This window comes from Novosphingobium sp. P6W (assembly GCF_000876675.2).
Taxonomy (GTDB): Bacteria; Pseudomonadota; Alphaproteobacteria; order Sphingomonadales; family Sphingomonadaceae; genus Novosphingobium.
In genome coordinates this window covers 2,002,278-2,015,875 of sequence record NZ_CP030352.1, presented here as the reverse complement: position 1 = coordinate 2,015,875, position 13,598 = coordinate 2,002,278, and the positions used below count along the sequence as shown (strand labels likewise).

Below are 13,598 nucleotides of genomic sequence, written 5' to 3'. Positions count from 1 at the left end.
CTTGTTACTCGGGCAGGAAATCCGGCACCGAGAGGTAACGTTCGCCGGTGTCGTAATTGAAGCCCAGGACGCGGCTGCCTGCGGGCAGGTCCTTCAGCTTCTGGGCTATGGCGGCCAGCGTCGCGCCCGAACTGATGCCTACCAGCATGCCCTCGGTGGTGGCGCAGCGGCGGGCCCAGTCCTTGGCGTCGGCCGGCTCTACCTGGATGGCGCCGTCGATGGCCTGGGTATGCAGGTTGCCGGGGATGAAGCCGGCGCCGATGCCCTGGATCGGGTGCGGGCCCGGCTGGCCGCCCGAGATGACCGGCGACAGGGTCGGCTCCACCGCATAGGCCTTCATGGCGGGCCACACCGCCTTCAGCGCCTCGGCGCAGCCAGTGAGGTGGCCGCCGGTGCCGACGCCGGTAATCAGCGCATCGATCGGGGTGTCGGTGAAATCCGCCAGGATTTCCTGCGCGGTGGTCTCGACATGGACGGAGATGTTCGCGGGGTTGTCGAACTGCTGCGGCATCCACGATCCGGGGGTGGCCTCGATCAGTTCCTTGGCCCGCTCGATCGCGCCCTTCATGCCCTTTTCGCGGGGCGTGAGGTCGAACTGGGCACCGTAGGCCAGCATCAGGCGGCGGCGCTCGATCGACATCGATTCGGGCATGACCAGGATCAGCTTGTAGCCCTTCACCGCCGCCGCCATGGCAAGGCCGATGCCGGTGTTGCCCGAGGTCGGCTCGATGATCGTGCCGCCGGGCGAAAGGCTGCCGTCGGCTTCCGCCGCCTCGATCATGGCGAGGCCGATGCGGTCCTTGATCGAGCCGCCGGGATTGGCGCGCTCTGCCTTCACCCAGACTTCGTGGTCCGGAAACAGGCGCGCGAGGCGGATGTGCGGAGTGTTGCCGATCGTGGCGAGAATGCTGTCAGCCTTCATGGCTTTTGCTCCCAACGGGTTTCGAAGGTTCGTGCGCGGCGGATCTCCGGGAAGAGCCAGGCCCACGCCAGGGTGATGACTATGGCAGCGCTGCCGCCGAAAACAACCGCTCCGGTAGCGCCCAGCAGGGCCGCTGCGAAGCCGGACTGGAACTCGCCCAGTTCGTTCGAGGCGGAGACGGCGAGGCCGGAAATGGCGGATACCCGCCCGCGCACGTCGTCGGGCGTGCGGAGCTGGACCAGCGAACTACGGATGAACACCGAGATCATGTCCGCAGCGCCCAGCAGCGCCAGACAGCCCAGCGAGAGCAGGAAATGAGTCGATAGCCCGAAGGCCACGGTCATCAGGCCATAGCCCGCGACAGAGACCAGCATCTTGACGCCCACGTTGGAACGCAAGGGGCGGAACGAGAGCCACAGCGCAACCACTGCCGCGCCTGCCGCCGTGGCCGCGCGCATCTGGCCGAGGCCTTCGGGGCCGACGTGGAGGATGTCGCGCGCGAACACCGGCATCAGCGCGGTCGCCCCGCCCAGCAACACGGCGAAAAGGTCGAGCGAGAGACAGCCGAGCAGGAACCGCTCGCGCAGGATGAAGTGGAAACCCTCGACGATCTGGCGCACCGGGTGGGCCTTGCGCGCATCGGGGCGCGGCGGGGGCAGGTTGCGGATCGACTGGATGGCGATCGACGCGCCCAGCGTGAACACGGCCGATGCCCAATAGGGCAGGGCGTGGTTGGCCGCGAACAGGAAGCCGTAGGCGGCCGGGCCGACGATCGTGCCGGCCTGCATGGCGATCGAGTTGAAGCCGATGGCGCGCGGGATCAGCCGCGGCGGCACGATGTTGGGCGCGATGGCCGCCATCGACGGGCTGATGAAGACGCGCACGGTGCCGTGCAGCACCGCAAACATGTAAAGCACCGGCAAGCTGCGCATTTCCAGCGCCGTGGTCACGCCCAAGCCCAGCGCCACGCACATGTCGAGAAGCGAGGCGATACCGGCAACCTTGCGGCGGTCGAACCGGTCGGCGAGGACGCCCGCCACCGGGGTCAGCAGGAACACCGGCACGAATTGCGCAAAGCCCAGCAAGCCAAGCTGAAACGCCGCCTGCGACATCGACATCGCATAGTCGCTGCGCGCGACGTCGTAGACCTGATAGCCGATGATAACGACGGTGCCGGTCGTCGCCAGAACGGCAAAGAACCGGGCAAGCCAGAACCGGCGATAGTCGGCGATGGCCAGCGGTGAAGTGGGCTGAGTTTCAGGGTCAGCTGCGGGCGGGGAAGGGGGGAGACTCACGCCATGCTGCATGGCAGCGCGGTGTCTCGTTGCCAAGACACCGCGCGCTTTTTGCATCAGTAGGTGAACTTCGCGGTGATCCGCACGTCGCGGCCTGCAATCGGCACGAAGTCGCGCGTGAACGATGCCGAACGGCGGCCGATCACGTCGAACAGGTTGTCCGCCGAAAGCATCAGCGTAACCGGGCCGTTTTCGCCCATCGGGTGCCAGTCGGCGCTGAGGTTCACGAGGGTGAAGGCGGCGGTCGGGTTCTCGAAGTCGCTGACGCGGCTTTGCTTCGCGTTCCACTCCACTTCGCCGCGCAGGCGCACATCGCCCAGCGTGACCGCACTGCCGCCGCGAATGCGCAAGGGGGGGATGCGCGGGACGGCGCCGTAGCCCTTGATCTGGGCATGGGTGTAATCTGCCGCGCCGTCGAAGCGAAGTTCGCCGCCTGACCATGCCGCCGCCTGGACGCTGCCTGCCGCCTCGAAGCCCTTGAAGCGCGCTTCGACGCCCGTGTACTGGTAAACAGGCTGGCCTTCCTGCTCGCCGCCGGTTGCGAGCGGGGCGATGTAGTTGTCGAAGTCCGTCAGGTAGCCGGTGAGCGAAAAGTCGAACCTGGGCGTGTTGTAGCGCAGATAGGCCTCGAAGCCGTTGCTGCGTTCGATCCCCAGGGTGCGGTCGCCCACTTCGTAGGACTGGGTGGCGATGTGGATGCCGTCGCTCAGCAGTTCTTCGGGCGACGGCGCGCGTTCGCCGTGGACGAAGTTGACGCCCAAGCCCAGGCCATTGCCCGATTTCCAGCTTGCGCCCGCCGCGCCCGACCACAAGTCGAACGACTTGCGGAACGCGGCCCCCTGCGATTGGATGCGCGAGCTGTCGTAACGGCCCGATCCGTCGAGCGAGAAGCCCCCGCCCAGTTCGTAGGATTGCAGGGTGAACACGCCGATGCGCTCCACCTCGTAATCGGGGATCAGCGCTTCGGCGCCGTTCACGGCCAAGCTGCGCCACAGGTACTGCACGCCGCTGCGGCCGCGCCAGCCGCCGTGGTTCGCCTGGACAAGATCGGCGCGGGTCTCGATGCCTTCGCCCTTGAAGACGGTGCCGACCTCGTCACCCTCGAACTCGGTGTGCTTGTAGTCGGCATAGGCGCCGCGCACCTGCACGCTTTCTAGGAAGCCGCCCAGCTTGAGTTCGCCGCGCAAATCGAAGCGGTTCTGGAGCAGGTCGATGGTGACCGGGCCTTCGCCGTGGACGTGGCCTTGCTCCTCGTGGCCATGGTCGTCGTGGCCTTCTTCCTCGTGGCCATGGCCGGTCGCCGGGCGATCCGGCACGCCGTAACGGCTGTCATACCGTTGGTAGGAAATGCCGAGGCTGCCGCCTGCATCAATGAAGGCAAGGCCGGCGCCGATGGTGGAGGACCGGGAGGCGGAGTTCGGCACGCGGTTCCGGCGGCCGGCTTCCGCGGTGAGTTCGGCGGCTTCCGCGGCCTCGCCGTCCTCGGCAAGATGCTCGGCGGCGTGGAGCATGTCGCCGCGCAGCGCCCTGGAGTAGACATTGCCGCCTACCCGCAGGTCGTCGGCCTTGCGCCAGGAGGCGTCGATGTGGGCGACGAACCGCTCACCCAGCGGGGCGTCGATGGCGCCGCTGACCGCGCGCTCGCTGGCGGCAGTGGCGTAGCTGCCGATGCCGGTGGCGGTGATCCGGTCCGGCACCTGGCGGGGGATGCGCTTGTCGATGGCGTTGACCGCGCCGCCGATGGCATTGCCGCCGAACAACAGCACCGAGGGGCCGTGGAAGACGTCGATATGATCGACCGTCAGCGCATCGAAAACCACGGCGTGGTCGACCGAAACGTTGGAGGCGTCGAGCGAGCCGATGCCGTCCGTCAGCACGCTGACGCGGTCACCGCTGAAACCGCGCAGGACGGGGCGCGATGCGCCGGGAGAGAAGCTGGTGGAAGAAACGCCCGGAAGGGACTTCAGGATTTCGCCTATCTGGCCGCGTGTCTCGGCGACGAGGGCGTCACCGGCAAGGCTGGCCGTGGCGGCGAGCAGGCCGTAATCGGTCGGCGGGTGGCCAACGACGAGGATGTCCTTGCCTGCATCGTCGCGCTCGGGATGCGCGGAGTTATGGGGGCGCGGGGCGGGACGCACGGCTGAGGTTGATGCCTCGGCCTCCTGCGCATGGGCGGCGGCCGGCAGAGCCAGCGCGATGGAGGTGAAAAGGAAGCCGGCGCAAGCGAGCAGGGCGATTCGGGAAGTCTGCGTGTCCATGCGCTTCCGCTACTTGTGATGTTATACTATCACAATGCATCGATCGCTCTGGAAACAATACGTTGTCATTCAGCAATTTAAAGCGGGGCAAAGACTGGCCGAAGCCCGCGACAAGACATCAGCGGCGCGGGCGAAGGCGCGGGTTTGGCTGGATCGTGTCGACCAGCTTGAGGAAATCGTCGATGCGGATGATGCGCTCGAACTGGAAACCGGAGCGGCCTTCGTGCGACCAGATCATGTGCGCCTCGATGCGGCCGATCACCGGCAGGCGCATGACCAGCCGTTCGCCGCGCTCGATATCGATTTCGCCCTGGGCCATGAAGCCCTGCGCGGAGATGTTGATGATGTGCAGCGGCAGATCGCCGATCTGGCGATGTTCGGCGATCACGGTGTAGTCGACCGGGTGACGCGCGGCGCGCCTTTTGTCGGTTACAGTGAGCTGCGCTCCTGAGCTCATGAGTTGTTCGCCTTTGTTCTTTGCCGTGACGGAGACGTTACGCGCAAATGGCAAACAATCGGTAAATTCCGCCGGCCCTTGCAGAGCGGGGACCGGCGGTTGTTCAGTTAGATGCCCTTGATAACGCCGTGCTTTTTCTTGCCCAGGCTGAGCTTGCGGTTCTCTCCGGCAGGAACTGAGATGAGCAGTGCAACATCTTCGACCAGCTGATCGTCAAGCCGGACTGCGTTTTCGGCGATCTTGCGCTTGGCCTCGCCGTTGGATGCCACGAAACCCAGTGCAGTGCAGGCAGCGCCCGCGCGGATGCCTTCCGGCCCCACTTCGATCGTCGGCAGGTCTTCGCCCAGGCCGCCTCCGGCGAAGGTCGTCTGCGCGGTGGCTTCGGCGGCCTTCGAGGCATCCTCGCCGCGGCACAACTTGGTCGCTTCGTTGGCGAGGACGATCTTGGCGGCGTTGATCTCGCTGCCCTGAAGCGCCTGCAGACGCTCGATCTCGTCCAGCGGCAGGTCGGTGAACAGGCGCAGGCGCTTGCCCACGTCGCGGTCGTCGGTGTTGCGCCAGAACTGCCAGTAATCGAAGTGCGAGAGCTGGTCCTCGTTCAGCCACACCGCGCCGCCGACCGTCTTGCCCATCTTCGAGCCATCGGCATTGGTAAGCAGCGGCGTGGTCAGGCCGAAGACCTGCGTGCCATCGACCCGGCGCGACAGTTCGATGCCGTTGACGATGTTGCCCCACTGGTCGGAGCCGCCCATCTGCAGGCGGCACGCTGCCCGGCGCGAAAGCTCCAGGAAGTCGTAGGCCTGCAGGATCATGTAGTTGAATTCGAGGAAGCTGAGCGACTGCTCGCGGTCGAGGCGCGTCTTCACCGAATCGAAGCTGAGCATCCGGTTGATCGAGAAGTGCTGGCCGATGTCGCGCAGGAACGGGATGTATTCCAGCTCGTCGAGCCAGTCGGCATTGTCGACCATGATCGCGTCGGTCGGGCCGTCGCCAAAGGTGAGGAAACGTTCGAAGACGCGGCGGATCGAGGCGACGTTCTGGGCGATCGTGTCCTCGGTCAGCAGCTTGCGCGCTTCGTCCTTGAAGCTGGGGTCGCCGATCTTGCCGGTGCCGCCGCCCATCACCACGATCGGCTTGTGGCCGGCGCGCTGGAGCTGGCGCAGCATCATGATCGAAACCAGGTGCCCGACGTGCAGCGAAGGCGCGGTCGGGTCGAAGCCGATATACCCCGGCACAACCTGCTTGGCCGCAAGCGTGTCGAGGCCTTCGGCATCGGTCAGCTGGTGGATGTAGCCGCGCTCGTCGAGGAGGCGGAGCAGGGAGGAGGTGTGGGTCATCGTCGTGCTTCTTGTGTTGTAAGGAGCGGCGCGCGTAGCATGCGATCCGCCGGATGACGATACCTGCAGCGCGCGCAAACGTCCTCTCGGCGAATTGCGCATTGCCAGCTTGTGTCCATGCCACCTAGGCTTGGCGGCATGACTGAACTTGCCTTCCACCCCGCGCATCCCCCGCTGTCGGTGCGCAGCATCGAGGCGCGCATCATCGGTTTCGATGCGACATGGCTGCGCGCGCGCTGGAAGATACTTGGCGCGGGCCAGCTGGTGGTGCCTTCCTTCGCGGGCAAGGGCCGGGCGGACGACTTGTGGCACACCACCTGTTTCGAGCTGTTTCTGAAGAGGGGGGACGAGCCAGGCTATACCGAACTCAACCTTTCCCCGTCCGAACGCTGGAACGTCTACGATTTCACCGGGCGCCGCGAAGGCAGGACCGAACGTCCCATGCCGCGCGAGCCGGACTGTGCCTTGCGCCTCGGCACCGACATGGCGATCTTCGACGCCGCCATTCCCGCCGCGGGCCTTCCCGCCGCGCCGTGGGAATGCGGGTTCACCGCCGTGATCGAGGAAGCAGGCGGCCATAAAAGCTACTGGTCGCTTGCCCATACCGGCGATGCACCGGATTTCCACGATCCGGCTTGCTTCGTCGAAAAGGTTGCGGCACCGAGCGCGCCATGAAGTTCGGTATCGACCGCCTGCTTGCGGACCCCGCCCTGCGTGCCCCTCTCGAAGGCAAGCGCGTTTCCCTGATCGCCCATCCCGCCTCGGTTACCGAGGGGCTGGTCCATTCGCTCGACGCGCTGATCGCAGCCGGGGTGAACGTGACCAGCGCCTTCGGTCCGCAGCACGGCCTGAAGGGCGACAAGCAGGACAACATGGTCGAGACCATGGACGAGGTCGACCCGGCCTACGGCATCCCGGTGTTCAGCCTTTACGGCGAAGTGCGCCGCCCGGCGCCGGCGATGATGGACACGGCCGACGTGTTCCTGTTCGACCTTCAGGACCTGGGCTGCCGCATCTATACCTTCGTCACCACGCTGCTCTACCTGCTGGAAGAAGCCGCGCGCGAGGGCAAGAGCGTCTGGGTGCTGGACCGCCCGAACCCGGCAGGTCGCCCGGTGGAGGGCACCACGCTGATCGCCGGGCAGGAAAGTTTCGTCGGCGCCGGCCCGATGCCGATGCGCCACGGCCTGACTCTGGGCGAGATGGGCCACTGGTTCATCCGCCACTTCGACCTGAACGTCGATTACCGCGTGATCGCCATGGAAGGCTGGCAGCCGGAAGCGGCGCCGGGCTTCGGCTGGCCGGAAGACCGGATCTGGATCAACCCCAGCCCCAACGCCGCCAACCTCAACATGGCCCGCGCCTATGCCGGCACGGTGATGATCGAGGGCGCGACGGTGTCCGAAGGACGCGGCACGACCCGCCCGCTCGAAGTCCTGTTCGGCGCGCCCGACATCGACGCCAAGGCCGTCCTGGCAGAAATGCAGGCCTTCGCGCCGGAGTGGCTGGCGGGCTGCGCTTTGCGCGAATGCTGGTTCGAGCCGACCTTCCACAAACACGCCAAGGCGCTGTGCAACGGCCTCATGATCCACGCAGAGAGCAGCTTCTACGACCACGAGGGTTTCCGCCCCTGGCGGCTTCAGGCGCTGGCGTTCAAGGCGATCCGTCGTCTACAGCCGGACTACCCGCTGTGGCGCGACTTCCCTTACGAGTACGAATTCGACCGCCTTGCCATCGACGTCATCAACGGCGGCCCGGCCTTGCGCGAATGGGTGGATAACCCCGCTTCGCTGCCCGGTGATCTCGACGCGGTCGCCGCGCGTGACGAAGCGGCCTGGCGGGAAGAAGTCGCCGACCTGCTGCTTTACTGATTTCCAGCGAAGAACGGCTGGCAAAGCGTTCGACGCCTAAATTCCGTCATCCTGAACTTGTTTCAGGATCCATCTATCCGATCGAGCGTCGGCGTGAACGGCAAGATGGACCCTGAAACAAGTTCAGGGTGACGGTGCGGAATGCGGGATGTTTGGATCAATCGACACAATTGAATGTCGCTCGCGCTAACCCTTCTTACGCGTCAGTTCCCGTATCGCCGTCGTTCAACCGGAATAGGGCCACTGCTGCTTTACTGAGCGGGGGATTTCCGGGCCGGTCCGTCGTTGAAGACGGGCGGCTCGATCATCCTGCCGGTGCCGGCTTCGACCAGCACCGGGCAACCCTGAACCCGCTTTTCGACGGCGCTGAGCAGCAAGGGCCGGGAGGGCGATATCGCCTGCGGCTGACGACCGGACTTTTCGACCGCCCGCTGGATGACGTATTCGCACTTGCGGCGGTCCTGTGACTTGTCGCCGTCCGGCGCAGGCGCTGCGCCAAGCGCGGTCGCAAGCAGAAGCAGAGCCGTAGTCATCGCCATTCTCCTTTGAAAAGCCAGTCTACGCCGCTGCAACCGCGCCGCCAATAGGTAACCGGGAAAGTTGAGACGCAGTCACACCGCGCCTGATCCAACCCGCCCTCCCGTTATCCCATTATCCCGTTATCCCCACCTCCGCTCGTCCTGAGCTTGTCGAAGGATGCTCACGCTGCGCTGCGGTCCTTCGACAAGCTCAGGACGAGCGGAGGTGGGGAGTATCGGCCGGTAGCTCTACCCCTTCTTGCGCGTCAGTTCCCGCATCGCCTTGTCCAGCCCGTCCAGCGTCAGCGGGAACATCGAGCCGCCCACGATCTCGCGGATCATCTTGGTCGAACCGGAATAGGCCCACTGCCGCTCGGGCGAGGGGTTGAGCCAGACCGTTGCCGGATAGGTCTGCACCACGCGGCCGAGCCAGACGGCGCCGGCTTCCTCGTTCATGTGCTCCACCGAGCCGCCGGGATGGCTGATCTCATACGGGCTCATCGCGGCGTCGCCGACGAAGATCACCTTGTAGTCATGCCCGTACTTGTGGAGCAGGTCCCAGGTTGACGTGCGCTGCGACCAGCGGCGCTTGTTGTCCTTCCACACGCCTTCGTAGAGGCAGTTGTGAAAGTAGAAGAACTCCATGTTCTTGAACTCGCCGGTGGCGGCGCTGAACAGTTCCTCCATGAGGCTGATGAACGGGTCCATCGAGCCGCCCACGTCGAGGAACAGCAGCACCTTCACCGCATTGTGCCGCTCGGGCCGCATGACCACGTCTAGCCAGCCCTGTTTCGCGGTGCCCCGGATCGTCTCGTCGAGATCGAGTTCCTCTGCCGCGCCTTCGCGGGCGAAACGGCGCAATCGGCGCAGCGCCACCTTGATGTTGCGGGTGCCCAGTTCCTTGGTGTTGTCGAGATTGGCGAACTCGCGCTTTTCCCAGACCTTCACCGCGCGGCCGTGCTGGCCTTCACCGCCGATGCGCACGCCTTCGGGGTTGTAGCCCGAGTGCCCGAACGGCGAAGTGCCATTGGTGCCCACCCATTTGTTACCGCCCTGATGCCGCTTCTGCTGCTCCTCGAGCCGCTTCTTGAGCGTCTCCATGATCTCGTCCCACGAGCCGAGCGCCTTCACCTTCTCCATTTCCTCGGGCGAGAAATAGCGTTCGGCGAGCTTCTTCAGCCAGTCCTCGGGAATGTCGACCGGCTGCTGGCCGTAGTCGCTGAGAATGCCCTTGAAGACCTTCTGGAACACCTGGTCGAAACGGTCGAGCAGGCCCTCGTCCTTCACGAACGTGGCGCGGGCAAGGTAGTAGAACGCCTCGGGCGTCTGGTCGATCACGTCCTTGTCGAGCGCCTCCAGCAGCACGAGGTGCTCTTTGAGCGAAGCCTGGATACCTGCGGCGCGCAGTTCGTCGATGAAGTTCAGGAACATGGGATCATCACCTCACCTCGGCGTGGGCGGACGAGGCGCGGGCGTCCGCTTCCTTCGCCCTTGGCCGGTGCACCGACGCGACCAGTACGAACGAAATATACATCAGCAGATACCATGCGCCCAGCTTGGACGGATGGACCAGTGCCCAGCCGCCGCGCTGGTCCGGGTAGATCCAGGCGCGGGAGAACGTGGAGATGTTCTCGGCGAACCAGATGAACAGCGCCACCAGCAGCCAGCCCAGCAGCAGCGGCATCCAGCGGTCCTCGCGCCAGACGCGAAACCAGATGCGGGTGCGCGCGAAGAACAGCGCCAACAGCGCAAACAGGACAAGGCGCATGTCGGGCAGCCAATGGTGCGCGAAGAAGTTGACGTAGATCGCCGCCGCCAGCGCCGCGCTCAGCGCCGGACTGGGATAGCGCGAAAACCGGAAGTCGAAGATGCGCCAGACGCGCGCGATGTAACTGCCTACCGCCGCGTACATGAAGCCGGAGAACAGCGGCACGCCGGCGATGCGCAGCAGGCTGGCCTCGGGATACTGCCATGATCCGAAAGCGGTCTTGAACAGTTCCATGACCGTGCCGACGATATGGAAGGCAAGGATCACCCTGGCCTCCTCCATCGTCTCCAGCCGCAGCGCCAGCATCGCGATCTGGATGCCCAGCGCGCTCAGCGTCAGGAAATCGTAGCGGGCCAGCGGCGCATCCGCCGGATAGAACAGGTGAGTGCCCAGCAAGAGGCCCAGCAGCAGCGCGCCGAACAGGCAGGCCCAGCCCTGCTTGAACCCGAAAAGCAGGAATTCGTAGAGCCATGCCCGCCAGCCCGGACGCGGCTCGAACCGTTCGAGACGCGCCCGGATCGCGGCAAAGCGCGTATGGGCAATAAGCTCCGGCGCGCCGGAAGGCGTCGGCAAGGATCAGCTCGCCGACGATGGAACGGGCGCTGGAGGCTGCGCGGGGAAGCGTTCCAGCGCCGGATCGATCACCGCCCAGTCGGGCGCCTCGTCCGTCCAGATCGCCATTGCGGGCTTGAGGCCATGCCCTTCGTCCAGCAGGCCCAGGCGGATCGTGCGGAACTGCGGCCGGGCGTTGGACCGCCCGAGTACCGGCGTGCCGCAATCCGCGCAGAACTCATGCGTCAGGACATTGCCGCTGGCTGCGACATAGGCGTGGTCGGCGCGCGGGCCGGTGATCGTGACGGCCTCGGCCGGGAACATCGCGTTGTTGGTCGGCCCACCTGCGGCAATGCGCTGGCACTGGCGGCACCAGCACTGGCGGGTCGCCACCGGCTCTGCCGTGATGGTGACGGCGATGGCGCCGCAATTGCAGCGCCCGGTATAGGGTGCGGCCATCTCAGTTGCCCCGGCGCGTCATGAATGCCAGCCGTTCGAACAGCATCACGTCCTGCTCGTTCTTCAGCAGCGCACCGTGGAGCGGTGGGATCGCCTTGGCGGGGTCCTTGTTCTGCAGGACGTCCAGCGGCATGTCCTCGTTCAGCAGCAGCTTGAGCCAGTCCAGCAGTTCGCTGGTCGAGGGCTTCTTCTTCAGGCCGGGCACGTCGCGCAGTTCGTAGAAAATCTCCATCGCCTTGCGCACCAGGGTCTTCTGGATGCCGGGGAAATGCACGTCGACGATCGCTTCCATCGTCTCGCGGTCGGGAAACTTGATGTAATGAAAGAAGCAGCGGCGCAGGAAAGCGTCAGGCAGGTCCTTCTCGTTGTTCGAGGTGATGACCACCACCGGGCGTTCCACGGCGGCGATATGCTGGCCGGTTTCGTAGACGTCGAAGGCCATGCGATCGAGTTCGGCCAGCAGGTCGTTGGGGAATTCGACATCGGCCTTGTCGATCTCGTCGATCAGCAGGACCGGCAGTTCGGGGGCGGTGAAGGCCTCCCACAGCTTGCCCTTGCGGATATAGTTGCCGATATCGTGCACCCGCTCGTCGCCGAGCTGGCCGTCGCGCAGGCGGGCGACGGCGTCGTATTCGTAAAGGCCCTGATGCGCCTTGGTGGTGGATTTGACGTTCCAGGTAATGAGCGGCGCCTTGAGGGCGGCGGCGATCTGTTCGGCCAGCACGGTCTTGCCGGTGCCGGGCTCGCCCTTCACCAGCAGCGGGCGGCGCAGCAGCACGGCGGCATTGACCGCAACCTTTAGATCCTCGGTGGCGACGTAATCGCTGGTGCCTTCGAAACGCTGCATAGGCCGTCCTGTCCGCTTTAACTATCCGATTAAGGTCTAAGTTGTGCATCGCAGCAAGGCAAGTTCGTTCGACAGGCGCACAACGGGCGATGGACAACCCCGCCACCGCGTTGCACAGCACGGGCCATGGGGGCCGATTTCCTGCGCACGATGGACTGGCTGGGCGCCGCGCGGGCGCGCGGCTACCTGCGCCTGCTGGCGTTGCTCAATGCCGTGATGTTGGTCGCTTTGATCGTGACATCGCACGGCGGGGTGGACCGCAACGGCTTCCTGCTGGGGAGCGACTTCATCAGTTTCTGGACGGTCGGCCAGATGCTGGGCGCCCACGCCAACCCTTATGACGGGGCAGCACACATCGCGGCGCAGCGCCTGTTTTTTGCGTCGGACGCGGGATATACCGCGTTCTTCTATCCCCCTTCTTTCCTGCCGTTCTGCCGGCCGCTCGGCCTGCTGGGTTACTTTCCGGCGCTGGGCATCTGGCTGGCAACAACGGCGGCCGTCTACCTCGCGGCCCTGCGCGGCTGGTGGCGAGAGGCGGACACGCAGATGCCGCTGTGGCTGCTGTTCGTGGCATTTCCCGCCGTGCCGATCGTGGTGACACATGGACAGACCGCCTTCCTCGTCGCCGGATTGCTGGGGCTGGGTGCATGGCTGGTGCCTTCGCGCCCGGTGCTGGCGGGCATTCTGTTCGGACTGGCGACGATCAAGCCGCAGTTCGGCGTGCTGCTCCCGCTGGTCCTGCTGCTGACTCGCGAATGGAAGGTCACCGTCGCCGCCGCGCTGACCGCGCTGGTGCTGGCCGCCATCGCCGCGCTCTCCTTCGGGTGGCAGACCTGGCCCGACTGGCTCGCCGCCAGCGCCCGGGCCGAGGATGCCATGGCAGCCGGAGCGGTCGGCTATGCCAAGATGACCAGCCCCTTCGCCGCACTCAAGCTGCTGGGAACCTCTACCACGGCGGCCTACGCGGTGCAGGCTATCGTCTCACTCGCGGTTGCAAGTCTGCTGGGCTGGGCTGCATGGCGCCGCCGCTGGTCGTCCGCTCTTGCCGCGGCGACACTCGCCGGAGCGCCACTGGCGACGCCGTTCGTGCTCGATTACGACACGGTCATCCTTGCTTTCCCGCTGCTGTGGTTGACCGGGCAGGGGCTACGCGGCGGCTTTGCGCCTTGGGAAAAGCTGGCAATCGCCCTCGCCGTTGCCGCTCCCGCCTTTGCCCGACCGCTGGCGATGAATGCCGGGCTTCCCGTAATGCCGCTGGTCCTGGCCGCGCTGTTCGCGGCGGTTTGGCGGCGGGCTATTGCGCCTGCCTAACGC

The 13,598-nt window shown here is 65.6% G+C and carries 13 protein-coding genes; 3 read left to right on the top strand and 10 right to left on the bottom strand.

Going from position 1 to position 13,598, the window contains the following annotated elements; genetic code table 11:
* Positions 1-4: 4 nt before the first annotated feature.
* The 5 genes from cysK to tyrS form a co-directional block, all read right to left on the bottom strand.
* Positions 5-922, bottom strand: a complete 918-nt coding sequence (cysK, locus tag TQ38_RS09820; RefSeq protein ID WP_043973055.1) for a cysteine synthase A — start codon at positions 920-922, stop codon at positions 5-7.
* Positions 919-2,229 (bottom strand): MFS transporter, encoded by a 1,311-nt coding sequence (locus TQ38_RS09815; protein ID WP_043973056.1) that lies wholly within the window; start codon positions 2,227-2,229, stop codon positions 919-921. The genes cysK and TQ38_RS09815 overlap by 4 nt, the downstream gene beginning before the upstream one ends.
* A gap of 44 nt (positions 2,230-2,273) precedes the next feature.
* Positions 2,274-4,475 (bottom strand): TonB-dependent receptor, encoded by a 2,202-nt coding sequence (locus TQ38_RS09810; protein WP_043973058.1) that lies wholly within the window; start codon positions 4,473-4,475, stop codon positions 2,274-2,276.
* Positions 4,476-4,593: 118 nt separating this feature from the next.
* The gene (locus TQ38_RS09805) at positions 4,594-4,932 is read right to left on the bottom strand and encodes a PilZ domain-containing protein (protein WP_043973060.1); all 339 of its coding nucleotides are present in this window, start codon (positions 4,930-4,932) and stop codon (positions 4,594-4,596) included.
* Positions 4,933-5,039: 107 nt separating this feature from the next.
* A complete protein-coding gene (tyrS, locus tag TQ38_RS09800) occupies positions 5,040-6,269 on the bottom strand; it encodes a tyrosine--tRNA ligase (protein WP_043973484.1) in 1,230 nt (409 codons plus the stop codon).
* A gap of 138 nt (positions 6,270-6,407) precedes the next feature.
* Here tyrS and TQ38_RS09795 point away from each other — a divergent pair, with 138 nt between their 5' ends.
* Both TQ38_RS09795 and TQ38_RS09790 read left to right on the top strand, forming a co-directional pair.
* Positions 6,408-6,944: a DOMON-like domain-containing protein gene (locus TQ38_RS09795; protein ID WP_043973062.1), complete on the top strand. Its 537-nt coding sequence runs from the start codon at positions 6,408-6,410 to the stop codon at positions 6,942-6,944.
* The gene (locus tag TQ38_RS09790; RefSeq protein ID WP_043973063.1) at positions 6,941-8,140 is read left to right on the top strand and encodes an exo-beta-N-acetylmuramidase NamZ domain-containing protein; all 1,200 of its coding nucleotides are present in this window, start codon (positions 6,941-6,943) and stop codon (positions 8,138-8,140) included. Before TQ38_RS09795 ends, TQ38_RS09790 begins: the two co-directional genes overlap by 4 nt.
* Positions 8,141-8,391: 251 nt before the next feature.
* Here TQ38_RS09790 and TQ38_RS09785 read toward each other — a convergent pair whose 3' ends face one another.
* From TQ38_RS09785 to TQ38_RS09765, 5 genes are all read right to left on the bottom strand, one after another.
* Positions 8,392-8,673 carry a hypothetical protein gene (locus TQ38_RS09785; RefSeq protein WP_043973065.1) on the bottom strand — a complete coding sequence of 94 codons (282 nt, stop codon included), beginning with the start codon at positions 8,671-8,673 and terminating at the stop codon, positions 8,392-8,394.
* Between the two features lie 234 nt (positions 8,674-8,907).
* Positions 8,908-10,089 carry a VWA domain-containing protein gene (locus TQ38_RS09780; RefSeq protein ID WP_043973067.1) on the bottom strand — a complete coding sequence of 394 codons (1,182 nt, stop codon included), beginning with the start codon at positions 10,087-10,089 and terminating at the stop codon, positions 8,908-8,910.
* A 7-nt stretch (positions 10,090-10,096) separates the two neighbouring features.
* Positions 10,097-10,999, bottom strand: a complete 903-nt coding sequence (locus TQ38_RS09775) for a DUF817 domain-containing protein (protein ID WP_043973069.1) — start codon at positions 10,997-10,999, stop codon at positions 10,097-10,099.
* A gap of 3 nt (positions 11,000-11,002) precedes the next feature.
* Entirely contained in the window at positions 11,003-11,437 is a 435-nt protein-coding gene (locus TQ38_RS09770; protein ID WP_043973070.1) for a GFA family protein, read from the bottom strand.
* 1 nt (position 11,438) lies between these two features.
* The gene (locus tag TQ38_RS09765; RefSeq protein ID WP_043973072.1) at positions 11,439-12,284 is read right to left on the bottom strand and encodes a MoxR family ATPase; all 846 of its coding nucleotides are present in this window, start codon (positions 12,282-12,284) and stop codon (positions 11,439-11,441) included.
* A gap of 126 nt (positions 12,285-12,410) precedes the next feature.
* Here TQ38_RS09765 and TQ38_RS09760 point away from each other — a divergent pair, with 126 nt between their 5' ends.
* A complete protein-coding gene (locus tag TQ38_RS09760) occupies positions 12,411-13,595 on the top strand; it encodes a glycosyltransferase family 87 protein (RefSeq protein WP_043973074.1) in 1,185 nt (394 codons plus the stop codon).
* Positions 13,596-13,598 lie beyond the last annotated feature (3 nt).

Coding starts and splice junctions, on each gene's coding strand:
- cysK (WP_043973055.1), bottom strand. CDS start 922: ATGAAGGCTGACAGCATTCTCGCCACGATCGGCAACACTCCGCACATC.
- TQ38_RS09815 (WP_043973056.1), bottom strand. CDS start 2,229: ATGCAGCATGGCGTGAGTCTCCCCCCTTCCCCGCCCGCAGCTGACCCT.
- TQ38_RS09810 (WP_043973058.1), bottom strand. CDS start 4,475: ATGGACACGCAGACTTCCCGAATCGCCCTGCTCGCTTGCGCCGGCTTC.
- TQ38_RS09805 (WP_043973060.1), bottom strand. CDS start 4,932: ATGAGCTCAGGAGCGCAGCTCACTGTAACCGACAAAAGGCGCGCCGCG.
- tyrS (WP_043973484.1), bottom strand. CDS start 6,269: ATGACCCACACCTCCTCCCTGCTCCGCCTCCTCGACGAGCGCGGCTAC.
- TQ38_RS09795 (WP_043973062.1), top strand. CDS start 6,408: ATGACTGAACTTGCCTTCCACCCCGCGCATCCCCCGCTGTCGGTGCGC.
- TQ38_RS09790 (WP_043973063.1), top strand. CDS start 6,941: ATGAAGTTCGGTATCGACCGCCTGCTTGCGGACCCCGCCCTGCGTGCC.
- TQ38_RS09785 (WP_043973065.1), bottom strand. CDS start 8,673: ATGACTACGGCTCTGCTTCTGCTTGCGACCGCGCTTGGCGCAGCGCCT.
- TQ38_RS09780 (WP_043973067.1), bottom strand. CDS start 10,089: ATGTTCCTGAACTTCATCGACGAACTGCGCGCCGCAGGTATCCAGGCT.
- TQ38_RS09770 (WP_043973070.1), bottom strand. CDS start 11,437: ATGGCCGCACCCTATACCGGGCGCTGCAATTGCGGCGCCATCGCCGTC.
- TQ38_RS09765 (WP_043973072.1), bottom strand. CDS start 12,284: ATGCAGCGTTTCGAAGGCACCAGCGATTACGTCGCCACCGAGGATCTA.
- TQ38_RS09760 (WP_043973074.1), top strand. CDS start 12,411: ATGGGGGCCGATTTCCTGCGCACGATGGACTGGCTGGGCGCCGCGCGG.